Annotated in this window: 13 protein-coding genes; 9 read left to right on the top strand and 4 right to left on the bottom strand. The window is 57.3% G+C overall.

Annotated features, from left to right (window positions below; all coding sequences use genetic code 11):
• Nucleotides 1-35 precede the first annotated feature (35 nt).
• The 7 genes from acsB to H567_RS0100115 all read left to right on the top strand — a co-directional run bounded on the left by acsB (nt 36) and on the right by H567_RS0100115 (nt 7079).
• Nucleotides 36-2252 carry an acetyl-CoA decarbonylase/synthase complex subunit alpha/beta gene (gene acsB / locus H567_RS0100150; protein WP_028319829.1) on the top strand — a complete coding sequence of 739 codons (2217 nt, stop codon included), beginning with the start codon at nt 36-38 and terminating at the stop codon, nt 2250-2252.
• Nucleotides 2253-2335: 83 nt separating this feature from the next.
• Nucleotides 2336-3682: an acetyl-CoA decarbonylase/synthase complex subunit gamma gene (acsC, locus tag H567_RS0100145; protein WP_028319828.1), complete on the top strand. Its 1347-nt coding sequence runs from the start codon at nt 2336-2338 to the stop codon at nt 3680-3682.
• Nucleotides 3683-3728: 46 nt separating this feature from the next.
• The gene (locus H567_RS0100140; RefSeq protein WP_028319827.1) at nt 3729-4613 is read left to right on the top strand and encodes a dihydropteroate synthase; all 885 of its coding nucleotides are present in this window, start codon (nt 3729-3731) and stop codon (nt 4611-4613) included.
• 365 nt (nt 4614-4978) lie between these two features.
• Complete coding sequence (locus H567_RS0100130; protein WP_035253043.1) at nt 4979-5818, top strand: Mrp/NBP35 family ATP-binding protein; 840 nt, start codon at nt 4979-4981, stop codon at nt 5816-5818.
• Between the two features lie 14 nt (nt 5819-5832).
• Nucleotides 5833-6216, top strand: a complete 384-nt coding sequence (locus H567_RS0100125) for a NifB/NifX family molybdenum-iron cluster-binding protein (RefSeq protein ID WP_028319825.1) — start codon at nt 5833-5835, stop codon at nt 6214-6216.
• A 34-nt stretch (nt 6217-6250) separates the two neighbouring features.
• Nucleotides 6251-6685 (top strand): iron-sulfur cluster assembly scaffold protein, encoded by a 435-nt coding sequence (locus tag H567_RS0100120; RefSeq protein ID WP_028319824.1) that lies wholly within the window; start codon nt 6251-6253, stop codon nt 6683-6685.
• 28 nt (nt 6686-6713) lie between these two features.
• Nucleotides 6714-7079 carry a NifB/NifX family molybdenum-iron cluster-binding protein gene (locus H567_RS0100115; RefSeq protein WP_028319823.1) on the top strand — a complete coding sequence of 122 codons (366 nt, stop codon included), beginning with the start codon at nt 6714-6716 and terminating at the stop codon, nt 7077-7079.
• Nucleotides 7080-7113: 34 nt separating this feature from the next.
• Here H567_RS0100115 and H567_RS0100110 read toward each other — a convergent pair whose 3' ends face one another.
• The 3 genes from H567_RS0100110 to H567_RS0100100 all read right to left on the bottom strand — a co-directional run bounded on the left by H567_RS0100110 (nt 7114) and on the right by H567_RS0100100 (nt 9594).
• The gene (locus tag H567_RS0100110; protein WP_153305991.1) at nt 7114-7986 is read right to left on the bottom strand and encodes a hypothetical protein; all 873 of its coding nucleotides are present in this window, start codon (nt 7984-7986) and stop codon (nt 7114-7116) included.
• 195 nt (nt 7987-8181) lie between these two features.
• Nucleotides 8182-8739: a Fe-S-containing hydro-lyase gene (locus H567_RS0100105; protein ID WP_028319821.1), complete on the bottom strand. Its 558-nt coding sequence runs from the start codon at nt 8737-8739 to the stop codon at nt 8182-8184.
• 15 nt (nt 8740-8754) lie between these two features.
• Nucleotides 8755-9594 carry a fumarate hydratase gene (locus tag H567_RS0100100; protein ID WP_028319820.1) on the bottom strand — a complete coding sequence of 280 codons (840 nt, stop codon included), beginning with the start codon at nt 9592-9594 and terminating at the stop codon, nt 8755-8757.
• Nucleotides 9595-9741: 147 nt separating this feature from the next.
• On the opposite strand from H567_RS0100100, the gene surE reads away from it, so the two are divergent.
• Entirely contained in the window at nt 9742-10545 is an 804-nt protein-coding gene (gene surE, locus H567_RS22215) for a 5'/3'-nucleotidase SurE (RefSeq protein ID WP_051184332.1), read from the top strand.
• Nucleotides 10546-10563: 18 nt separating this feature from the next.
• Here the strand turns inward: surE and nifJ are convergent, their stop codons facing one another.
• Nucleotides 10564-14091: a pyruvate:ferredoxin (flavodoxin) oxidoreductase gene (nifJ, locus tag H567_RS0100090; protein ID WP_028319819.1), complete on the bottom strand. Its 3528-nt coding sequence runs from the start codon at nt 14089-14091 to the stop codon at nt 10564-10566.
• Nucleotides 14092-14808: 717 nt separating this feature from the next.
• On the opposite strand from nifJ, the gene glgP reads away from it, so the two are divergent.
• Nucleotides 14809-17361, top strand: a complete 2553-nt coding sequence (gene glgP, locus H567_RS0100085; protein ID WP_028319818.1) for an alpha-glucan family phosphorylase — start codon at nt 14809-14811, stop codon at nt 17359-17361.
• The last annotated feature ends 9 nt before the right edge of the window (nt 17362-17370 follow it).

Genomic DNA, 17370 nt, shown 5'->3' with positions numbered 1-17370 from the left:
TGAAATAATGCCTCTTAAGAAGGGAGGAAGTTCTTATGTCTAAGTTAGTAGCATTTGCAGCAATCCAAGGTGCCTACAACATCGTTTCCAAGGCTGAAGGGAAGTATAAGAGGGCCCTGGAGACCTATGGCGGCAGCCAGAAACTCGAGTTTCCCAACACGGCCTACTTCCTGCCGATCATCTACTCCTTGACCGGCATCAAAGTGACCGACCTGGATTCAGCCAAGAGGCCGCTGGAGTTTGCGCGCAAGCTTCTGCCCCCCCACGTGAAGAAGGACTGCCATCTGCCCTACCTCGGACCCCTGCTGGACGCCGGCATGGCCGCCCTGTTCGCCGAGGAGATCTCCGAGGCGATCCGCTATGTCGAAGACCCCGGCTTCTATCAGCCCGAGGTCGAAGACCCGGATGTCGAAAACGGGAAGATCTGGCTTGGGGCTGCGGACGATGCGATCATGCGAAAGCGCGGCGTCGAATTCGTTGATGGAACAGCCCCCGGCTTTGCAGCCATCGTGGGCGCCGCCCCCGATTCGGCGATGGCCAAGAAGCTTGCAGAAGAATATCAGCTCAAGAGCATCTATGTGTTTATGGCGGCCAACCAGAACGGGACTACCTTCGCTGAACAGCTGATCCAGGAAGGCGTCCAGATCGGGTGGAACACCCGTCTGGTTCCGTTTGGTCCGGACATCTCCGCGGCCGTCTTCGCGCTCGGTTTCGCGAACCGCGCCGGGATGTCTTTTGGCGGTATCCAGCCTGGCGACTACAAGAAGATGCTGGCCTATCAGAAGAACCGCGTTTTCGCGTTCGTCAATGCCCTAGGCGAAGTGAATGCGGAGTGGGCCGCCAATGCCGCTGGATGCGTCAACTGGGGCTTCCCCACGCTGGCCGATACGGACATTCCTGAAATCCTCCCGACCGGCGTGTGTACGTACGAGCACGTCGTGGCGAATGTGCCGATCGAAGAGATGAGCCAGAAGTCCATCGAAGTCCGCGGTCTGAAGGTCACGATCTCGAAGATCGACATCCCGCTGGCTTACGGCCCTGCCTTCGAGGGGGAACGCGTCCGGAAGGATGATCTGTACCTCGAGATGGGCGGCGGTAAGACCCAGTGCACCGAGCTCGTCAAGATGGCTGAGATGAACGAGATCGAGGATGGACACGTCGATGTCATCGGGCCCGACGTCACTGACATCAAGAAGGGCGACCGTCTGCCCCTCGGCATTTACGTCCAGGTCGCGGGCCGCAAGATGCAGCCCGATTTCGAGCCCATTCTGGAGCGGCAGATTCACCATCTGATCAACTACGCCCAAGGCATCATGCATATCGGACAGAGGGACATCTCCTGGGTCCGCGTCGGCCAGCAGGCGGTCGAAAAGGGCTTCACCATCAAGGATATCGGCAAGATCCTGCACGCGAAACTGCATCAGGATTTCGGCAGCATCCTCGATAAGGTCGCTGTAACCCTTTATACGAAAAAGGAAGACGTCGACAAACTGACCGAGCGGGCTCGCAAGGAATACAAGCTCCGTGATGACCGCGTCGAGAAGATGACGGACGAGAGTGTCGAGACGTATTACTCCTGCACCCTCTGCCAGTCTTTTGCTCCGAGCCATGTCTGCATGGTCAGCCCCGAACGGACCGGCCTTTGCGGCGCATACAACTGGATGGACTGCAAAGCGTCCTTTGAGATCAACCCTACCGGACCCAACCAGCCTGTCGAGAAGGGCGAATGCATCGACCCGAAACTGGGACAGTGGAAGGGCGTCAACGATTTCGTATTCAAGGCTTCCCGCCAGGCCATCACCCATTACAACTTTTACAGCCTGGTCAATGATCCGATGACGACTTGCGGCTGCTGCGAGTGTATTGCGGCGGTATTGCCCGGCTGCAACGGCGTCATGACGGTGCACCGCGACTACACGGGCGAGACGCCGTGCGGAATGAAATTTACGACCCTCGCTGGTGTCATGGGCGGCGGTCAGTCTTCGCCGGGGTTCGTCGGACATTCCAAGTACAACATCACGCAGCGGAAGTTCATTGTCGGGGACGGCGGACTGCAAAGAATCGTGTGGCTGCCCAAGTCGCTCAAGGAAGAGATTCGCGACCGGCTGGTGAAACGCGGCGAAGAGTTGGGAATTCCCGATCTGGTGGACAGGATTGCGGATGAAACGGTCGGGATCACCGAAGATGAGATCATGCCCTTCCTGAAAGAGAAGGACCATCCGGCATTGAAGATGGAGCCCATCGTCGGCTAGTCAATGATTGGCTATATCTAAACAACCCGGTGCCAGGGCCGCGCCGCGGCCCTGGCCCTCTCAATCGTGATCAGGAGAAAATCATGGGATTAACTGGAATTCAGATATTCAAGTTGTTGCCGAAGACCAATTGTGGAGAATGCGGGGTCCCTACATGCCTTGCCTTTGCCATGAATCTGGCCTCAGGCAAGGCGGAACTGGACGCCTGCCCTTACGTGTCCGATGAGGCGCGAGAGCAGTTGGCCGAGGCCTCCGCACCTCCGATTCGGCCGGTGGCGATCGGCGCCGGCGTTCGTGCCTTCAAGACGGGCGGCGAGACCGTTATGTTCAGGCACGAAAAAACCTTTTATAATCCAACCGCCCTTGCCGCGCTGGTTCCGTCCGATATCGATGCCGCCGCGCTGGATACCAAGCTCAAGGCCTGGAATGCCCTCCAGTATGAACGTGTTGGTTTGAACCTCAGACCCGAACTGGTGGCCCTGAAGGACGTGAACGGCGATGCCGGCGCCTTCGCGGCTGCAGCAAAGAAGATCGCCGAAGAAAGCGAGTTCAACCTCATCCTCATGACGGAAAAAGAGGATGTCATGAAGGCCGGCGTTGATGCCTGCGGCTTCAAGAAGCCCCTTCTCTATGCCGCCACAGCTGAGAACGCAGACGCCATGGGGGCTCTTGCGAAGGAAAAGAGCCTTCCGTTGGCTGTCAAGGCCGAGAATGTAGACGGCCTGATCAGCCTGACCAACAAACTGACTGGCATGGGCCTGAAGGACCTGGTTCTCGATTCCGGTGCACGGGAATCCAAACAGGTTTTGCAGGACCAGGTGGCGATCCGGAGGGCTGCGCTCAAGGCCGGGAACCGGTCGCTTGGTTTTCCGACGATCGCTTTTCCCTGTGAGATGGCCGGCAATCTCCATATGGAGACCCTGTTCGGTGCGCTTTTGATCGCCAAGTATGCGGGCATCGTCGTGCTTTCGGACTTCACGGGCGCGAGCCTCTTCCCGCTGCTGCTCGAGCGCCTCAATATCTATACCGACCCGCAGCGGCCGATGACGGTTACCCAGGGGATCTACGAGATTGGTTCGCCCGATGAGAACTCTCCAGTTCTGATCACGACCAATTTTTCGCTGACGTACTTTATTGTCAGCGGCGAGATCGAAGGAAGCCGGGTTCCCAGCTGGCTGCTGATTATGGATACCGAAGGCTTGTCCGTCATGACCGCTTGGGCTGCAGGCAAATTCTCCGGGGATGCCGTGGGGATGTTCGTCAAGAAGTGCGGTATTGCGGACAAGGTGAAACACAAGAAGATCATCATTCCAGGTTATGCGGCTTCCATCAGCGGGGATATGGAAGAAGAGCTGCCCGGCTGGGAGATTCTGATTGGACCCCGGGACGCTTCCCTGATTCCTAAGTTCCTGAAGGAAATGGCTAAGTAAGGCACGAACCGGCTTTGTTTCTAATCTCAAACGACGGAGTAGACCAATGTTATTGATTGGAGAAAACCTGAACGTCATCAACCGCCAGATCGGGAAAGCCTTCAAGGAAAAAGACCCGCGTCCGATCGTCGAGGAAGCGATGCGGCAGAAGGAAAAAGGCATGGACTGGATCGATATCAATCTGGGTCCTGCCAGGAAAGGTGGCCCCGAACTGATGGAGTTTGTTGTCAAGACAGTTCAGGACGCCATTGGAGACAGCCCTCCCCTGTGTCTGGACACGTCCAACGTCGAGGCTATGGAAGCCGGATTGGCGGCGCACAAAGGCAAGGCGATCATCAATTCCATCATGTGCCGGGCCGAGCGTTACGAGAAGATGATTCCTCTGGCCGTTAAATACAAGGCTAACATGATCGCCTTGATGTGGGGGCCTGATGGGTTGCCTCGGGATGAGAACGAGCGGGCCGCTCTAGCAGTCGAATTGATCTATGCCGCCAACGAGGCTGGTGTGCCGAACGAAGATATTTTTGTGGATGGCATTGTGACGCCCGTCAACATCCAGCAGCCTCAGTTGATGAGCCTTTTGGCCTTCCAGGAAATGCTTCAGGATATCGCTCCGGGATGCAAGTCGACTTGTGGGCTTTCGAATGTTTCCAACGGGCCGCCGGATCACCTGCGGCCGATCCTGAACCAGACTTATATGGTTATGCTCGAGCGGAAAGGCATGTACTCCTGTATCGCCGATGCATACGATGACGGTCTGGTCGCGATCGCCCGTGGAAAGCGCCCTGATATCGTGGAAGTCATCCACAAGGTCATGGACGAGGAAAACATTGACATGAACAGCCTCTCGAAAGAGCTTCAGGATTACGTGAAGACTGCGAGAGTCATTCTGGGTCACTCGCTGTATTCTGATTCTTGGCTTGAGATCTAGGAGTGATTTTCAGGCTGGATGAGATTTCAGCGTATCCCGCCTGAAGAAGGTGGTTTTGCACCAGCGGTTGCGAGCGGGCGATGCCTTGGAATTCGCCGGCACAGGCAAGCGTATAGATTGACGACGAGATGGGCAAAAAGCCATTCCCGGCTGAAAACCCATCAGGTTTCTGGCTCAGAGAAGAGCCTCTCCATTCCTGGTCTGCGGACGAGGAATGGAGAGGTTCTCTTTTTTGGCCGTCGGCCGCGGGCGCTCTTTTCTGATGACCGATCGGGGCATCCACGCAGGCAGGGCGGCGTAAGCGCGGCCATCCACGATTGGACGCCTGATTTGACCTGGAAGCGAGAGGAGATGATTTGAACTCTTTGAGCAACGATGATAAACCAAGCACCCCTGCTGATTTCGAACGGTTGGAGCAGGACCGGTTGATCGGGGAGAACCTGCGAAAAATCGGCAGAAAGATCCTCGTGATGAGCGGCAAGGGGGGCGTAGGAAAAAGTACGGTCGCCGCCTATCTGGCCCTCCGCCTGAGTGCCCGGGGGCATCGCGTCGGCCTTTTGGACGTAGATCTCCACGGGCCGAGCATCCCTCACTTGATGGACCTACAGGGGGGATTTGAAATGGAGGGCGAGGGTGTCGTCCGACCTTGCGCCTTCTCTGAAAATCTGCGGGTGGCGTCTCTGGAGATGTTAGTGGGGGATCGGGACGCGGCGGTCATCTGGCGCGGTCCGCTCAAAATCAGCGCTATACGGCAGTTCATATCGGATATTACCTGGGGGGAGCTGGATTTTCTGATTGCCGACTCTCCGCCGGGCACCGGTGACGAACCGCTCACGGTCGCGCAGACGATTCCGGAGGCCGAGGCGCTCGTTGTGACTACACCCCAGGAGATCAGCTTGGCGGATGTGCGAAAATCGATTAATTTCTGCCGTCAGGTTGGGATGAAGATCCTTGGTGTCGTCGAAAATATGAGCGGCTTCAATTGCCCGCATTGTGGAAAAAAGATCAATCTTTTCGGAGAGGGCGGAGGCGAGCGACTGAGCAAGACGATGAAGGTGCCTCTTCTCGGTCAGATCCCCATCGAGCCGAAGATGGTTGAGCTGGCCGATAACGGGAAGTTGGATGCGCTCCTTGCCATGGATGAATTGGAAGTCAACCACGCCTATGATCGGCTGATAGACGCCGTTTTAAAAGGAAATGCCTGAGGAGGTTTTTGGGTATGGAGAAAGGAAGAATTGCCGTTCCGTCAATGGGTTCCGGGGGAATGGATGGTCAGCGATCCGGACATTTCGGTCATTGCGATGTGTTCACGCTGATCGATGTCGAGGAGGGGCGGATTAAAGAAGTGGCCACCGTCCCCAATCAATCCCACGTGCAGGGTGGATGTATGGTCCCCGTCAACTTGCTGGCCGAGCATGGGGTGAATGCACTCATCGTCGGGGGGATAGGCATGCGCCCGCTGATGGGTTTCAGGCAGATGGGAATCGAGGTGTATTACGACGTGGAAAGACCTGCCATCAGGCCCGTAGTTGAGGATCTGATCGCCGGCCGGCTGCCTCTCATCGGTGAGGATCAGGTGTGCGGCGGCGGCGGCGGCCGCTAGCTGGCAGTCCAACGAAAAAGAGGATTTGGGGGACATGGAAAACAAGACACTGACAGATGATGTCTACAAAATGCTTTCGGAATCCGGTTATTCCGACAAGGCTATTGAATATTTCAGAACTCAGGCCAATATGGGCATTTTGGAAGAGGCCGACCAGGTGACGGACCTGACGGGACCTTGCGGCGATTCGATGAAGCTTACCCTCAAAATCGAGGAGGGTGTGATTCGAGATGCCAAGATACAGATCCTTGGCTGCCCCGGGGCTGTTGCATCGGGATGCGCCTTGACCGGTTTGGCGAAAGGAAAGCGATTGGATGAGGCTGCAAAGCTGGACCTCGACACGCTTTACAAGGAATTGGAAAAGCTTCCGGATCAAAAGGTGCATTGTGCGCGACTGGCTTTGAAAACGCTGCAGAAAGCCATCAAAGAGTATGAGGAAAAGGCCGTCGAAACGGGCGCAGTCGGCTGATATCCCTGCCGATGCGGAGGCTCTGAAGATGAAAATTGCTGTGAGTGCGAGAGGAAGGGATCTGGATGCCGATGTGGATCCCAGGTTCGGGCGGGCGTCCTACATCCTGATCGTGGATTCCGATACATGGGAAGTCGAGGTGCTGGACAACAGCGAAAACCTGAACGCCCTGAAAGGGGCCGGTATCCAGGCCGCCGCAAACATCGGCGGGAAGGGCGTGGATGTCCTGCTGACCGGGCACTGCGGTCCGAACGCCTTCAAGGCACTCAAGGCCGGGCACGTCCTTGTAGCCAACAACGCAGAGGCCGAGGGTACGGTCAGAAAAGCTGTTCAGGCTTATCTGGATGGGCGTTTGCCTGTGGCGGACGAAGCGGATGTCGAAGGTCAATGGTAAAAGCCTGCGCACCCTCGGATTCAGGGGGCACAAGCTATCGTAAGCGCTGATATTCGTATTCGATACGATCCAGGTTTGTCAGGTATTGCTGCTGGAAAATCAAATCGTTAAAACGGCTGATCTCATTGCGAAGAGGTGCGAGCAAGGGCAGAAGATCCACACCAAATGAGTTGGCCTTTCTTTGATCGGCTTCATAAATCACCATGAGCGCATAATACTGGACAACCAGCCGAACGCTGGGCGGGCGCCGGAAAAGATAGGCTCTTCCTCCCACCGTGTTGACAAAGAACACCGCATAGGTATAGGTCGCTTCGAAAGGGGGTCTGATGCCGTCCGGGTCTCCGCAAGGCGGATCCAACATCAGCCAACTGAACAGCATATCGAACGTGTCTTCGATGCTATCCGGTTCGTTTGCCAGGATCTCCTTCGCGAGGCGCAAGTCCTGGGCCTTGAGAGTCCTGAAGAAATGATACAGATTGGCAAGTAAAATCCGTGGATTGCCGGTTTCTCCGGCAGGCACAGGGGGGTGGTCCGCCAGTTGCTTGAGGACGGCTTGGAAACGCTCGTAGGCATCGGTCTGTGGACTCAAGCGCTGAAAGTATTGCGTCCCGTTGAGATATTCACAATAATTCTGCAAGCGTGAAAACAGGATATCACAGGGGTCCGGCTCCGGATCGCCGGCCGGAGGCTTCTGTGTTTCCGGTGATTCAGGGGTCTCATCGCCGGGTTCGTCTGGCGTTGCCCGTTCCTCGGGACCCGAGGCTTGTTCCGGCTTCGCCTCCGTAGGCGGTTGTTCCTCCTGCACGGCCGTCTCGATCACGGCGCGATGCTGGTTGGGGAGTCGCTGGTGCGAGTAAAAATAGTATCCGACTCCAAGCCCTATCACCAGCAGGGCAAGAATGGTCAACCATGGGGACCGCAAACCCTTTTTCATCTGATTCTTTCCAGGGAGTGGTGTTTTCCTTTGAAAAAGCTCAGAATCCGCTAAACTGGCTCTGAAGGGGAAAAGAGCCTTTAAGGGTGTCTTGTTAACGTACTATACGCCATCCATCACACCCGGAATCGATGGACCGTCACGGAATTGCTGCCGGGTGGGGATGTTTCAGGCAATGCGATAAGCCTTGCGGCCTTCTTCGTAAAGATCGTTTCCCTCCGTATCGTTCACTACGACCAAAGGCATTCCTTCCACGTACAGTTCACGAATGGCCTCCGGGCCGAGGTCGTGATAAGCAACGACGGTCGCCTTGCGGATAGATTGGGACATCAGCGCTCCCGCCCCGCCGATCGCTGCAAAATAGACAGCGCCATAGGTCATCAGGGCCTGTTTGACGGCCTCTGACCGTTTTCCCTTTCCAATGATGCCTTTCAAACCTTTTTCCAGGAGCTGTGGTGTGTAGGGGTCCATCCGGTAACTTGTGGTAGGGCCGGCCGCCCCGATAGGACGCCCCGGGGGTGCCGGCGAAGGCCCAACATAATAGAGCACCTGGCCTGTCAATGGAATGGGAAGGGGTTCTTTCGCTTCGATCAAGTCGATCAGGCGTCTGTGGGCTGCGTCTCTTGCCGTGTAGAGAACACCGCTCAGGATGACCCGGTCACCCGCCCGAAGGGCAGCGACATCGGAGGCTGTCAGGGGAGTTTTGAGATGGATGGATCGATCCATGGGCAGCTCCTGTTGTTAAAGGGTGACCTCCAGGTGACGGCTCGCGTGGCATTGAATATTGACGGCGAGTGGCAGACTCGCGATATGGCAAGGCATCATGAGGATGTGCACTGCCAGAGAAGTGATCCGTCCACCAAGCCCTTGAGGCCCGACGCCGGTCCGGTTGATGGCCTCCAGGACCTCTTGCTCCATCCTGGCCAACTCGTCGTCGGGGTTGGGTTCCCCCAGAGGGCGGAGAAGAGATCTCTTCGCCATAAGTGCGCTTTGCTCGAAGTTGCCGCCTATCCCTACCCCCACGATAGTCGGGGGACAAGGATTGGGGCCGGCCTCTTCAACCGTCAGGACGATCTTTTCTTTCACGCCGGTCCAGCCGGCGGATGGCGGTAGCATAAACAGACGACTCATATTCTCACTGCCGCCTCCCTTAGGCACCACCCACATCCGAATCCCGGAACCTTTCACCAGATTGAAGTGGATGATCACCGGGGTATTGTCGCCGGTATTCTTGCGCGTAAAAGGATGGCAGACGCTCTTCCGCAGGTATCCCTCCTCGTACCCGTCCCTGACGCCCTGTTCAACGGCCTCTGCAAAACCGCCGTTCGACACGACCACTTCCTGCCCGACGTCTGCAAACACGACAACCAGGCCGGTGTCCTGGCAGATCGGGATCCGCTCGGTGCGGGCGATCCGGGCGTTTTCAATCAACCGTTCGAGGATTTCACGGCCTACCGGGGATTCTTCATCGATACGCGCTTTTTCGAACGACTGTATCACGTCTTCCCCGAGCTCATAATTGGCCTTGACGACCGCAGCCTTGACTGCTTCAGTGACAGCCTGTGCCTCGATGTGGCGCATTCCTGCCCCCCGCGATTTGACTTTTATAATTTGGAGCGCTACATATAGTCGGTTTGGTCCGAAAGCCGAATCTATTTTACTCTATTCATACAAAGAATACAGAAGCGGGACAGGAGAAGCAATAAAATAGATAAGAAGGAGTTCCTCATGAACGGTCCGCGTCTTCACGTCCTATTGACGAATGATGACGGGATTCACGCCCCGGGCCTCTACGCCCTGCATGAATCGCTCAAGCGGGATTTCGACCTGACCATCGTCGCTCCGGAGGTCGAGATGAGCGCTGTAGGGCATGCCATAACCCTGTCAACGCCGCTCCGGGTCCGGCGTATCCGCAAGGCACGGCGCTTTTATGGCTACGCGGTGAACGGCACGCCTGCCGATTGCGTCAAGATTGCCATTCAGGAGTTGTTGGAACGTCCTCCGGATGTGGTCCTTTCGGGAATCAATCTCGGCGCCAACGTTGGGGTCAACGTCCTCTATTCCGGGACGGTTTCAGCTGCGACCGAAGGGGCTTTCCTTGGTGTGCCGTCGGCCGCTTTTTCCCTGGCGACGCTCAGAAATCCGGATTATCGGTTTGCGGCGAGATTCAGCCGGCGGGTCATCGGGTTTCTTCGAGGTGCGGAGCTGCGTGTCGGGACAGCGCTCAACGTCAATATACCGGCTGTTCCCGAGGCGCAAATCAGAGGAGTGGTTTTGACTCGGCAGGGGGTTTCGAGGTTCATCGAGCGTTTCGAAAAACGAACCGATCCACGGGGGCATACATATTACTGGCTGACGGGCGAAACGCCGGTAGAGAGCGGGAATCCCGATACGGATGGCATGGCGTTGAAGAACAACTACATTACCATTACCCCGATCCAGTACGACCTGACCTGCCACAGCGAGCTTGAAAGACTGAAAAGCACAGGCCCCCAGCCGTTTGAGAAGTGGCAGGGAACCTGTGCCGAGTAGACTCTTCAGAACGCTGTCTTAAGAACAGACTTCGGCGGCCATCTTTTTGAGGGCCTCGTACCGGTCCCTCATATCCTCTTCAGCCTTCTCGAAAAGTTTTTCCGCGTTTTCGGGGAATGTCCGCATAAGGCTCGAATAACGAACCTCACCCATCAGGAACGCCTTGAAGTCGCCTTCGGGATCCTTGGAATCTAGGATAAAGGGATTCTTGCCCTCCTCCTTCAGACGGGGGTCGAACCGGTAAAGGGGCCAGTATCCGGTTTCTACGGCCTTCTTTTCTTCCTCCTGGCTCAGTCCCATATTGATGCCGTGGTTGATGCAGGGAGAATAGGCGATGATGAGCGAGGGGCCCTGGTAGGATTCGGCCTCGAGCACGGCCTTGAGCAGTTGGTTCTTGTTGGCGCCCATAGCGACCGAAGCCACATAGACATAGCCATAGGTCATGACCATCCGGCCGAGGTCTTTTTTGCGTAAGGGTTTTCCCCCGGCGGCGAATTTGGCGACGGCGGCGGTGGGCGTCGCCTTCGAAGACTGCCCGCCCGTGTTGGAATAGACCTCGGTGTCGAGAACGAGAAGGTTGACATCGTGACCCATGGCGACGACGTGATCCAGGCCACCGTAGCCGATATCATAGGCCCATCCGTCCCCGCCGATGATCCAGATGGATTTCTTGGTGAGATAGTCGCGGCGCTCCAGGATCTCCAACAGGATCGGATCGAATTCCTCCTCCGAATCGAGCATGGCGCGCTCGATCCCTTCGATGACGGCGCGGCCGTACTGCTTGGATTGGTCACCGTCATTCATATTTTCCAGCCAGTTCTTCAAAGATTCCTTCAAATCAGGGTTGATATCGCGGCTTACGGCCTCCCGGACAATGTCCGCCAGCTTTTCACGGCGCTGCGAAACGCCGAGTTCCATACCGAAACCGTACTCGGCATTGTCCTCGAACAGGGAATTGGCCCAGGCAGGCCCGTGGCCTTCCTCGTTGACCGTGTAGGGGCAGCTCGGGGCGGATCCCCCGTAGATCGAGGAGCAGCCCGTCGCGTTGGCGATCATCATACGGTCGCCGAACAGCTGGGTGACCAGTTTGAGATAAGGGGTTTCACCGCAGCCCGCGCAGGCCCCCGAAAATTCGAAGAGAGGTTTGCGGAACTGGCTGCCTTTGACGGATGTAGCCGGCATGAGTTCTCCCGGGTTCGGCAGATCGTCGGCGAAGGCGTGATTCCGAACCTCCTGCTCCCTTTGTGTTTCAAGCGGCTTCATGACCAGGGCCTTCTTTTTGGCGGGACAGACCTGGGCACAGTTCCCGCAGCCCGTGCAGTCGAGCGGACTGATCTGAATGCGGTAGCGGTACCCCTTAAGCTCCTTACCTTTGGCTTCGACGGTGACGAAGTGCTCTGGCGCGTCCTCGAGGTCTTCGGGACGGGCGAGCAGGGGCCGGATGACGGCATGAGGGCAGACAAAGGAGCACTGGTTGCATTGGATGCAGTTTTCCGGTTGCCATTCGGGCACAAGGATCGCGATGCCTCTTTTTTCGTATTGCGTCGTAGCGGTCGGAAAAACGCCGTCGGGCGGCAGGGCGCTCACCGGCAGCCGGTCGCCCTGCTGGGCCAGCATGGGCCGCATGATCTTCTCGACGAATTCGGGTTCATCCCGCTTCTCGTAATGTTCCTGACCGGCGTTGGCCCAAGATGCTGGAACATCGATCTTCTGAAGGGCGCCGATCGCCTTGTCGACGGCATCGATGTTCATCTGGACGACCTTTTCGCCTTTTTTGCCGTAAGTCTTCTTGACCGCATCCTTGATGTATCCCAAGGCCTCCTCCGGCGGGATGACGTTGGCTATCTTGAAGAAAGCCGCCTGCATGATCATATTGATCCTGCCGCCGAGCCCGAGCTCAGAAGCGATCTTGACGGCGTCGATATTGTAAAAATCCAGTTTCTTCCGCGCGATTGTCCGTTTCATGTCATTCGGCAGCTGGGTTTCCATCTCCTCGGCGGACCAGGGGGAGTTGAGCAGAAACGAACCGCCGTCCCCGATGCCCTCGAGAAGATCGTACTGCTTGACGAAACCAGGGTTGTGGCAGGCGATGAAATCCGCCTTGGTCAACTGGTACGGAGAGCGGATGCGCTCAGGCGAAAACCGCAGGTGGCTCACGGTGATCCCGCCGGACTTCTTCGCATCGTAGGCGAAATAGGCCTGGGCGTAGAGATCCGTGTTCTCCCCGATGATCTTGATGGCATTCTTGTTGGCCCCGACCGTCCCGTCAGCGCCCAGACCCCAGAATTTGCATCGGACCGTCCCCTCGGGAGCGGTATCCACGTATTCCTCCAGAGGCAGGGACGTATGGCTGACGTCGTCCTTGATGCCCACCGTGAAATGGTTCTTGGGGGTGTGACCTTTCAGGTTGTCGAAAACGGCCTTGACCATGGTGGGAGTAAATTCCTTGCTCCCGAGGCCATAGCGTCCTCCGACGACGAGCGGACGTTTGCTCTCGGCCCAGAAAGCGGTGCAGATATCCTGGTACAAAGGTTCGCCGATTGCACCGGGGGATTTCGTCCGGTCTAGAACGGCGATCCGGTTGACGGTGGCGGGAACGGTCCTCAGGAAATGCTCCCTCGAAAAGGGCAGATAGAGCCGGACCTTCACCAGCCCGACGCGCTCACCGAGCTTGTTCATGTAGTTGACCGTCTGCTCGATCACATCGCAGCTCGAGGCCATGGCCACGATGATCCGGTCGGCTTCCGGGTCGCCGATGTAATCGAAAAGATGGAAATGCCGGCCGGTGATGTCCGCGACCTTGTCCATCTCTTCCTGGACGATATAGGGGACCTGCTGGTAGAAGGGATTGCACGCTTCGCGGTTTTGAAAGAAGATATCCGGGTTTTGGGCGGTCCCTCTCAACTGGGGGTATTCCGGGTTCATGGCGCCGCGGCGGAACTCCTCGATGGCATCCCAGTCCACGAGTTTCGCCATGTCAGCGTAATTGATGACATCGATCTTCTGGATCTCCATGGAGGTCCTGAAGCCGTCGAAGAAATGGAGAAAAGGCACACTCGAACGGATCGAGGCCAAATGGGCTATAAGGGCCAGATCCATGACCCCCTGCACGGACGACGACGAGAGGAGCGCGAAACCCGTCTGTTTGACGGCGTTGATGTCCGAATGATCACCGAAAATGGACAGGGCATGGGTGGCCACGGCGCGGGCGGACACGTGAAAGACGCCGGGCATGAGTTCCCCTGCGATCTTGTACATGTTGGGGACCATCAAGAGCAGGCCTTGAGAGGCGGTGAACGTCGTGGCCAGCGCCCCGGCCGAGAGTGCACCGTGAACGGCGCCGGCGGCGCCGGCTTCCGACTGCATCTCCACGACCTTGAGCACTTGGCCGAAGATGTTCTTGCGCCCGTGCGCGGCCCATTCATCACAGTACTCCCCCATGGTGCTCGAAGGGGTTATGGGGTAAATGGCCGCCACATCGCTCATAGCGTAGGCCACATGAGCCGCGGCTTCGTTTCCTTCAACAGTCTTTTTTGTCACAGTCATAATGATTTTTCCTTTCTCACATTTCTGTCTGGCAGTCTGTGCCTTTCAGGTTCACGATGTTGGAAAAACATCCTGAACGATTCAGCAAGCTGGGGACGGCGAGCGCCCCTTTGGCCTGAGAGGTTGACGGCCCGTTTGGAGATCGGTTCTGTCAAAGACGGGTAAAGATGCTTCCCTGCGAAGGGCTGTGGACCAACGTGAAAGGGATGGCACAGAACGTTGTGAGATTTTTCACGTCCTCCCTCAGCCGAAAACCCCTATGATGAAAACTACAATAATACACACCCCGCAAATTTTTAGTCAACAAAATTGTTTTGAGGGAAGAGCCTTGCGTTTTGGGGGTCCTGCCTTTAGAATACCAACGAATGCAGGGGGTCGGGCGTTCCGTAGATGCCTTTATGGGGCTTCGGCTCGAATCCGAGGAGGGTCCTCTGTGATCCCGGTGCCTGTGGCCTGCCGTGCAAGGCCATCCTCCATGGTTCCAAGGCGGACCGCCGCTCGAGAGCAGGGATTTTTCAAACAGGAAAAGCGATGCGGTGACGAGCCTCCTGCGAAAGGGATCATTTGCGGTATCCGTTCGCCGGTATACAAGAATGTGCGCAAGGCGGTGCGTGGATCCATTGCCGCTCGGCACGGAGGTTGTCCCGAGTGTTTGTTCCCCGGAGGCAGTGCAACCGGGCGATGTTAACGACACCTAAGGAATGAGGATGGGATTAGATGCGGCCGAAGATCAAATATCAGGTTGTTCCTCGTTTCCCCGGCAGGCTCGAGAGTCTCAGGCGCCTGGCTTATAATCTGTGTTTCAGCTGGAAGGATGATATCAGAGGGATTTTCCAGCGGATCGATCCTGCGTTGTGGAGATTCTGCGGCGAGAATCCTGTCTTGATGCTGGGTTTGGTCAGTCAGGATCGCCTGGAAGAATTGGCCCGGGATCAGGGGTTTGTGGCCCAGCTGGAGCGGGTGAGCGGAGACTTCGAACGATACCTCTCGCAGCCGCGGGTGCAAGCCATGGACTATTCCGCCGAGGGGCCTGTACAGGTCGCTTATTTCTCCGCGGAATTCGGTCTGGCGGTGTGTCTGCCCATCTATTCCGGCGGCCTTGGCGTCCTGGCCGGTGATCACCTGAAATCCGCGAGTGATTTGAATCTGCCACTGGTCGCAATCGGTCTGCTTTACCAGGAAGGATATTTCAGCCAGTATCTGAGTTCGGACGGCTGGCAGATGGAGACCTACCCTGTCAACGATTTCGGCAATATCCCCATTAAGCGGGTTTTCGATGCCGAAAACCGTCCGGTCAACGTGAAGGTTCACTTCAAGGGACAGCCGGTGGATGTCGCGGTCTGGCGCGCGGACGTGGGTCGTGTGCCGCTGTATTTGCTGGATACGAACCTGGAGACCAACCCGCCGGACGTCCGCCAGACGACGGCCCAGCTTTACGGCGGTGACCGGGAAATGCGGATCCGGCAGGAGATCGTACTCGGGATCGGAGGGGTACGGGCCTTGAAGGCCTTGGGGATCGAGCCGACGGTGATCCACATGAACGAAGGTCACTCCGCCTTCTCGGCCCTCGAACGGATCAACATCCTGCGCAGAGAACATGGCCTCACCTTCGACGCCGCCCGGGAGGTAGTTCTGGCCAGCTCGGTTTTCACCACCCACACCCCCGTGCCTGCAGGAAACGATGTCTTCGATCCGGAGCTCGTGCGGGCCTATTTCGAAGAATACACGAAAGAGCTGGGATTGAACTTCAAGGTGCTTCTCGGATACGGGCGCCTGGATCCTCGGGACAACGCCGAACCCTTTGGCATGACGACGCTTGCGTTGAGGCTTTCTGCTTACAGCAATGGCGTAAGCCGGCTTCATGGGCGGGTCGCGCGGCAGATGTGGCAGCGCGTGTGGCCCCACAACCCCGTCGAAGACATCCCGATCGACCACATCACCAACGGGATCCATGTCCCGACCTGGATTTCGGAGGAGATGGGCTTCCTCCTGGACCGTTATTTCGGGCCCAACTGGCCTGAGGAGCGGGACAACGAGCGGGTGTGGTCGCAGGTGGAGCAGATTCCGGCTACGGAGCTTTGGCGGACCCATGAACGCAGCCGGGAGCGCCTCGTAGGTTTCACCCGCCGCCGCCTGGCGGAGCAGCTGAAGCGGCGGGGCGCCTCGGAGGCGGAGGTGCTGCGCACGGCCGAAATTCTGACCCCTGACGCGCTGACGATCGGATTTGCCCGTCGTTTTGCTACGTATAAGCGCGCCACCCTTCTCTTCCGCGACCCTGACCGGCTTGCCAGGATCCTCAACGACCCCGAGCGGCCCGTGCAGGTCATCATCGCCGGCAAGGCGCATCCACAGGACAACGCCGGCAAGGAGTTCATCAAGCGGATCATCCATCTGAGCCGGCAGGAGCGGTTCAGGAAAAGGATCGTTTTCCTGGAAGACTACAACATGCACGTCGCCCAGCATCTGGTCTCCGGCAGCGACGTCTGGTTGAATACGCCCAGGAGGCCCCTCGAGGCCTGTGGAACCAGCGGTATGAAGGCTCTGGCCAACGGCTCCTTGAATCTGAGCGTGTTGGATGGTTGGTGGGATGAGGGCTACGATCGGGACAGCGGGTGGGCCATAGGGCATGGGGAGGTTTACACCGATTACGAAGCCCAGGACGACATCGAAAGCCGTGATCTCTACAACCTGCTTGAAAAGGAGGTCATCCCGATTTTTTACCACCGGGGTGATGACGGTATCCCCAGGGCCTGGGTCGAGAAGATGCGCTCGGGCCTGCGTCGCCTGGTGCCGGTTTTCAATGCGCACCGGATGGTGCAGGACTACCTGAACCGGTTTTACGTGCCTTGCTCGAAGCGGCATACCGAACTCATCGAAAGTGATTTTGCCGGGGCGAAAGACCTGGCGGTCTGGCGGCAGAAACTCATGACAGGGTGGCATGAGGTTGCGGTGGAAGAGGTCTTGTCCGCCGATGGACGGGAGATGAAGGTGGGGGACTTCATCGAGGTATCCGCTCGTATCCGGCTGGGGAGTCTGAGCCCCGAAGACGTTACGGTGGAGGCCTATTACGGCAAGCTGGACCATAATGGGGAATTTGCGGAACGGCAGACGATTCCGCTGGATGTGGCCGAGACGCAAGAGGATCGTTACGTCTATAGTGGACGGATAGCGGCGGACGGGACCGGCCGCTTCGGCTACACGGTGCGGGTGACCCCCAGTATGAATCGGCTGGAAAACCGTTTTGTGTTTGGACTGGTGAGCTGGGCGTAACGAAGGCGC

Origin of the sequence: Desulfatiglans anilini DSM 4660 (genome assembly GCF_000422285.1) — a bacterium.
GTDB classification, from domain to species: Bacteria; Desulfobacterota; DSM-4660; order Desulfatiglandales; family Desulfatiglandaceae; genus Desulfatiglans; species Desulfatiglans anilini.
Note: the sequence above shows the minus strand (reverse complement) of the source record. Positions and strands in the feature narration are given on the sequence as shown.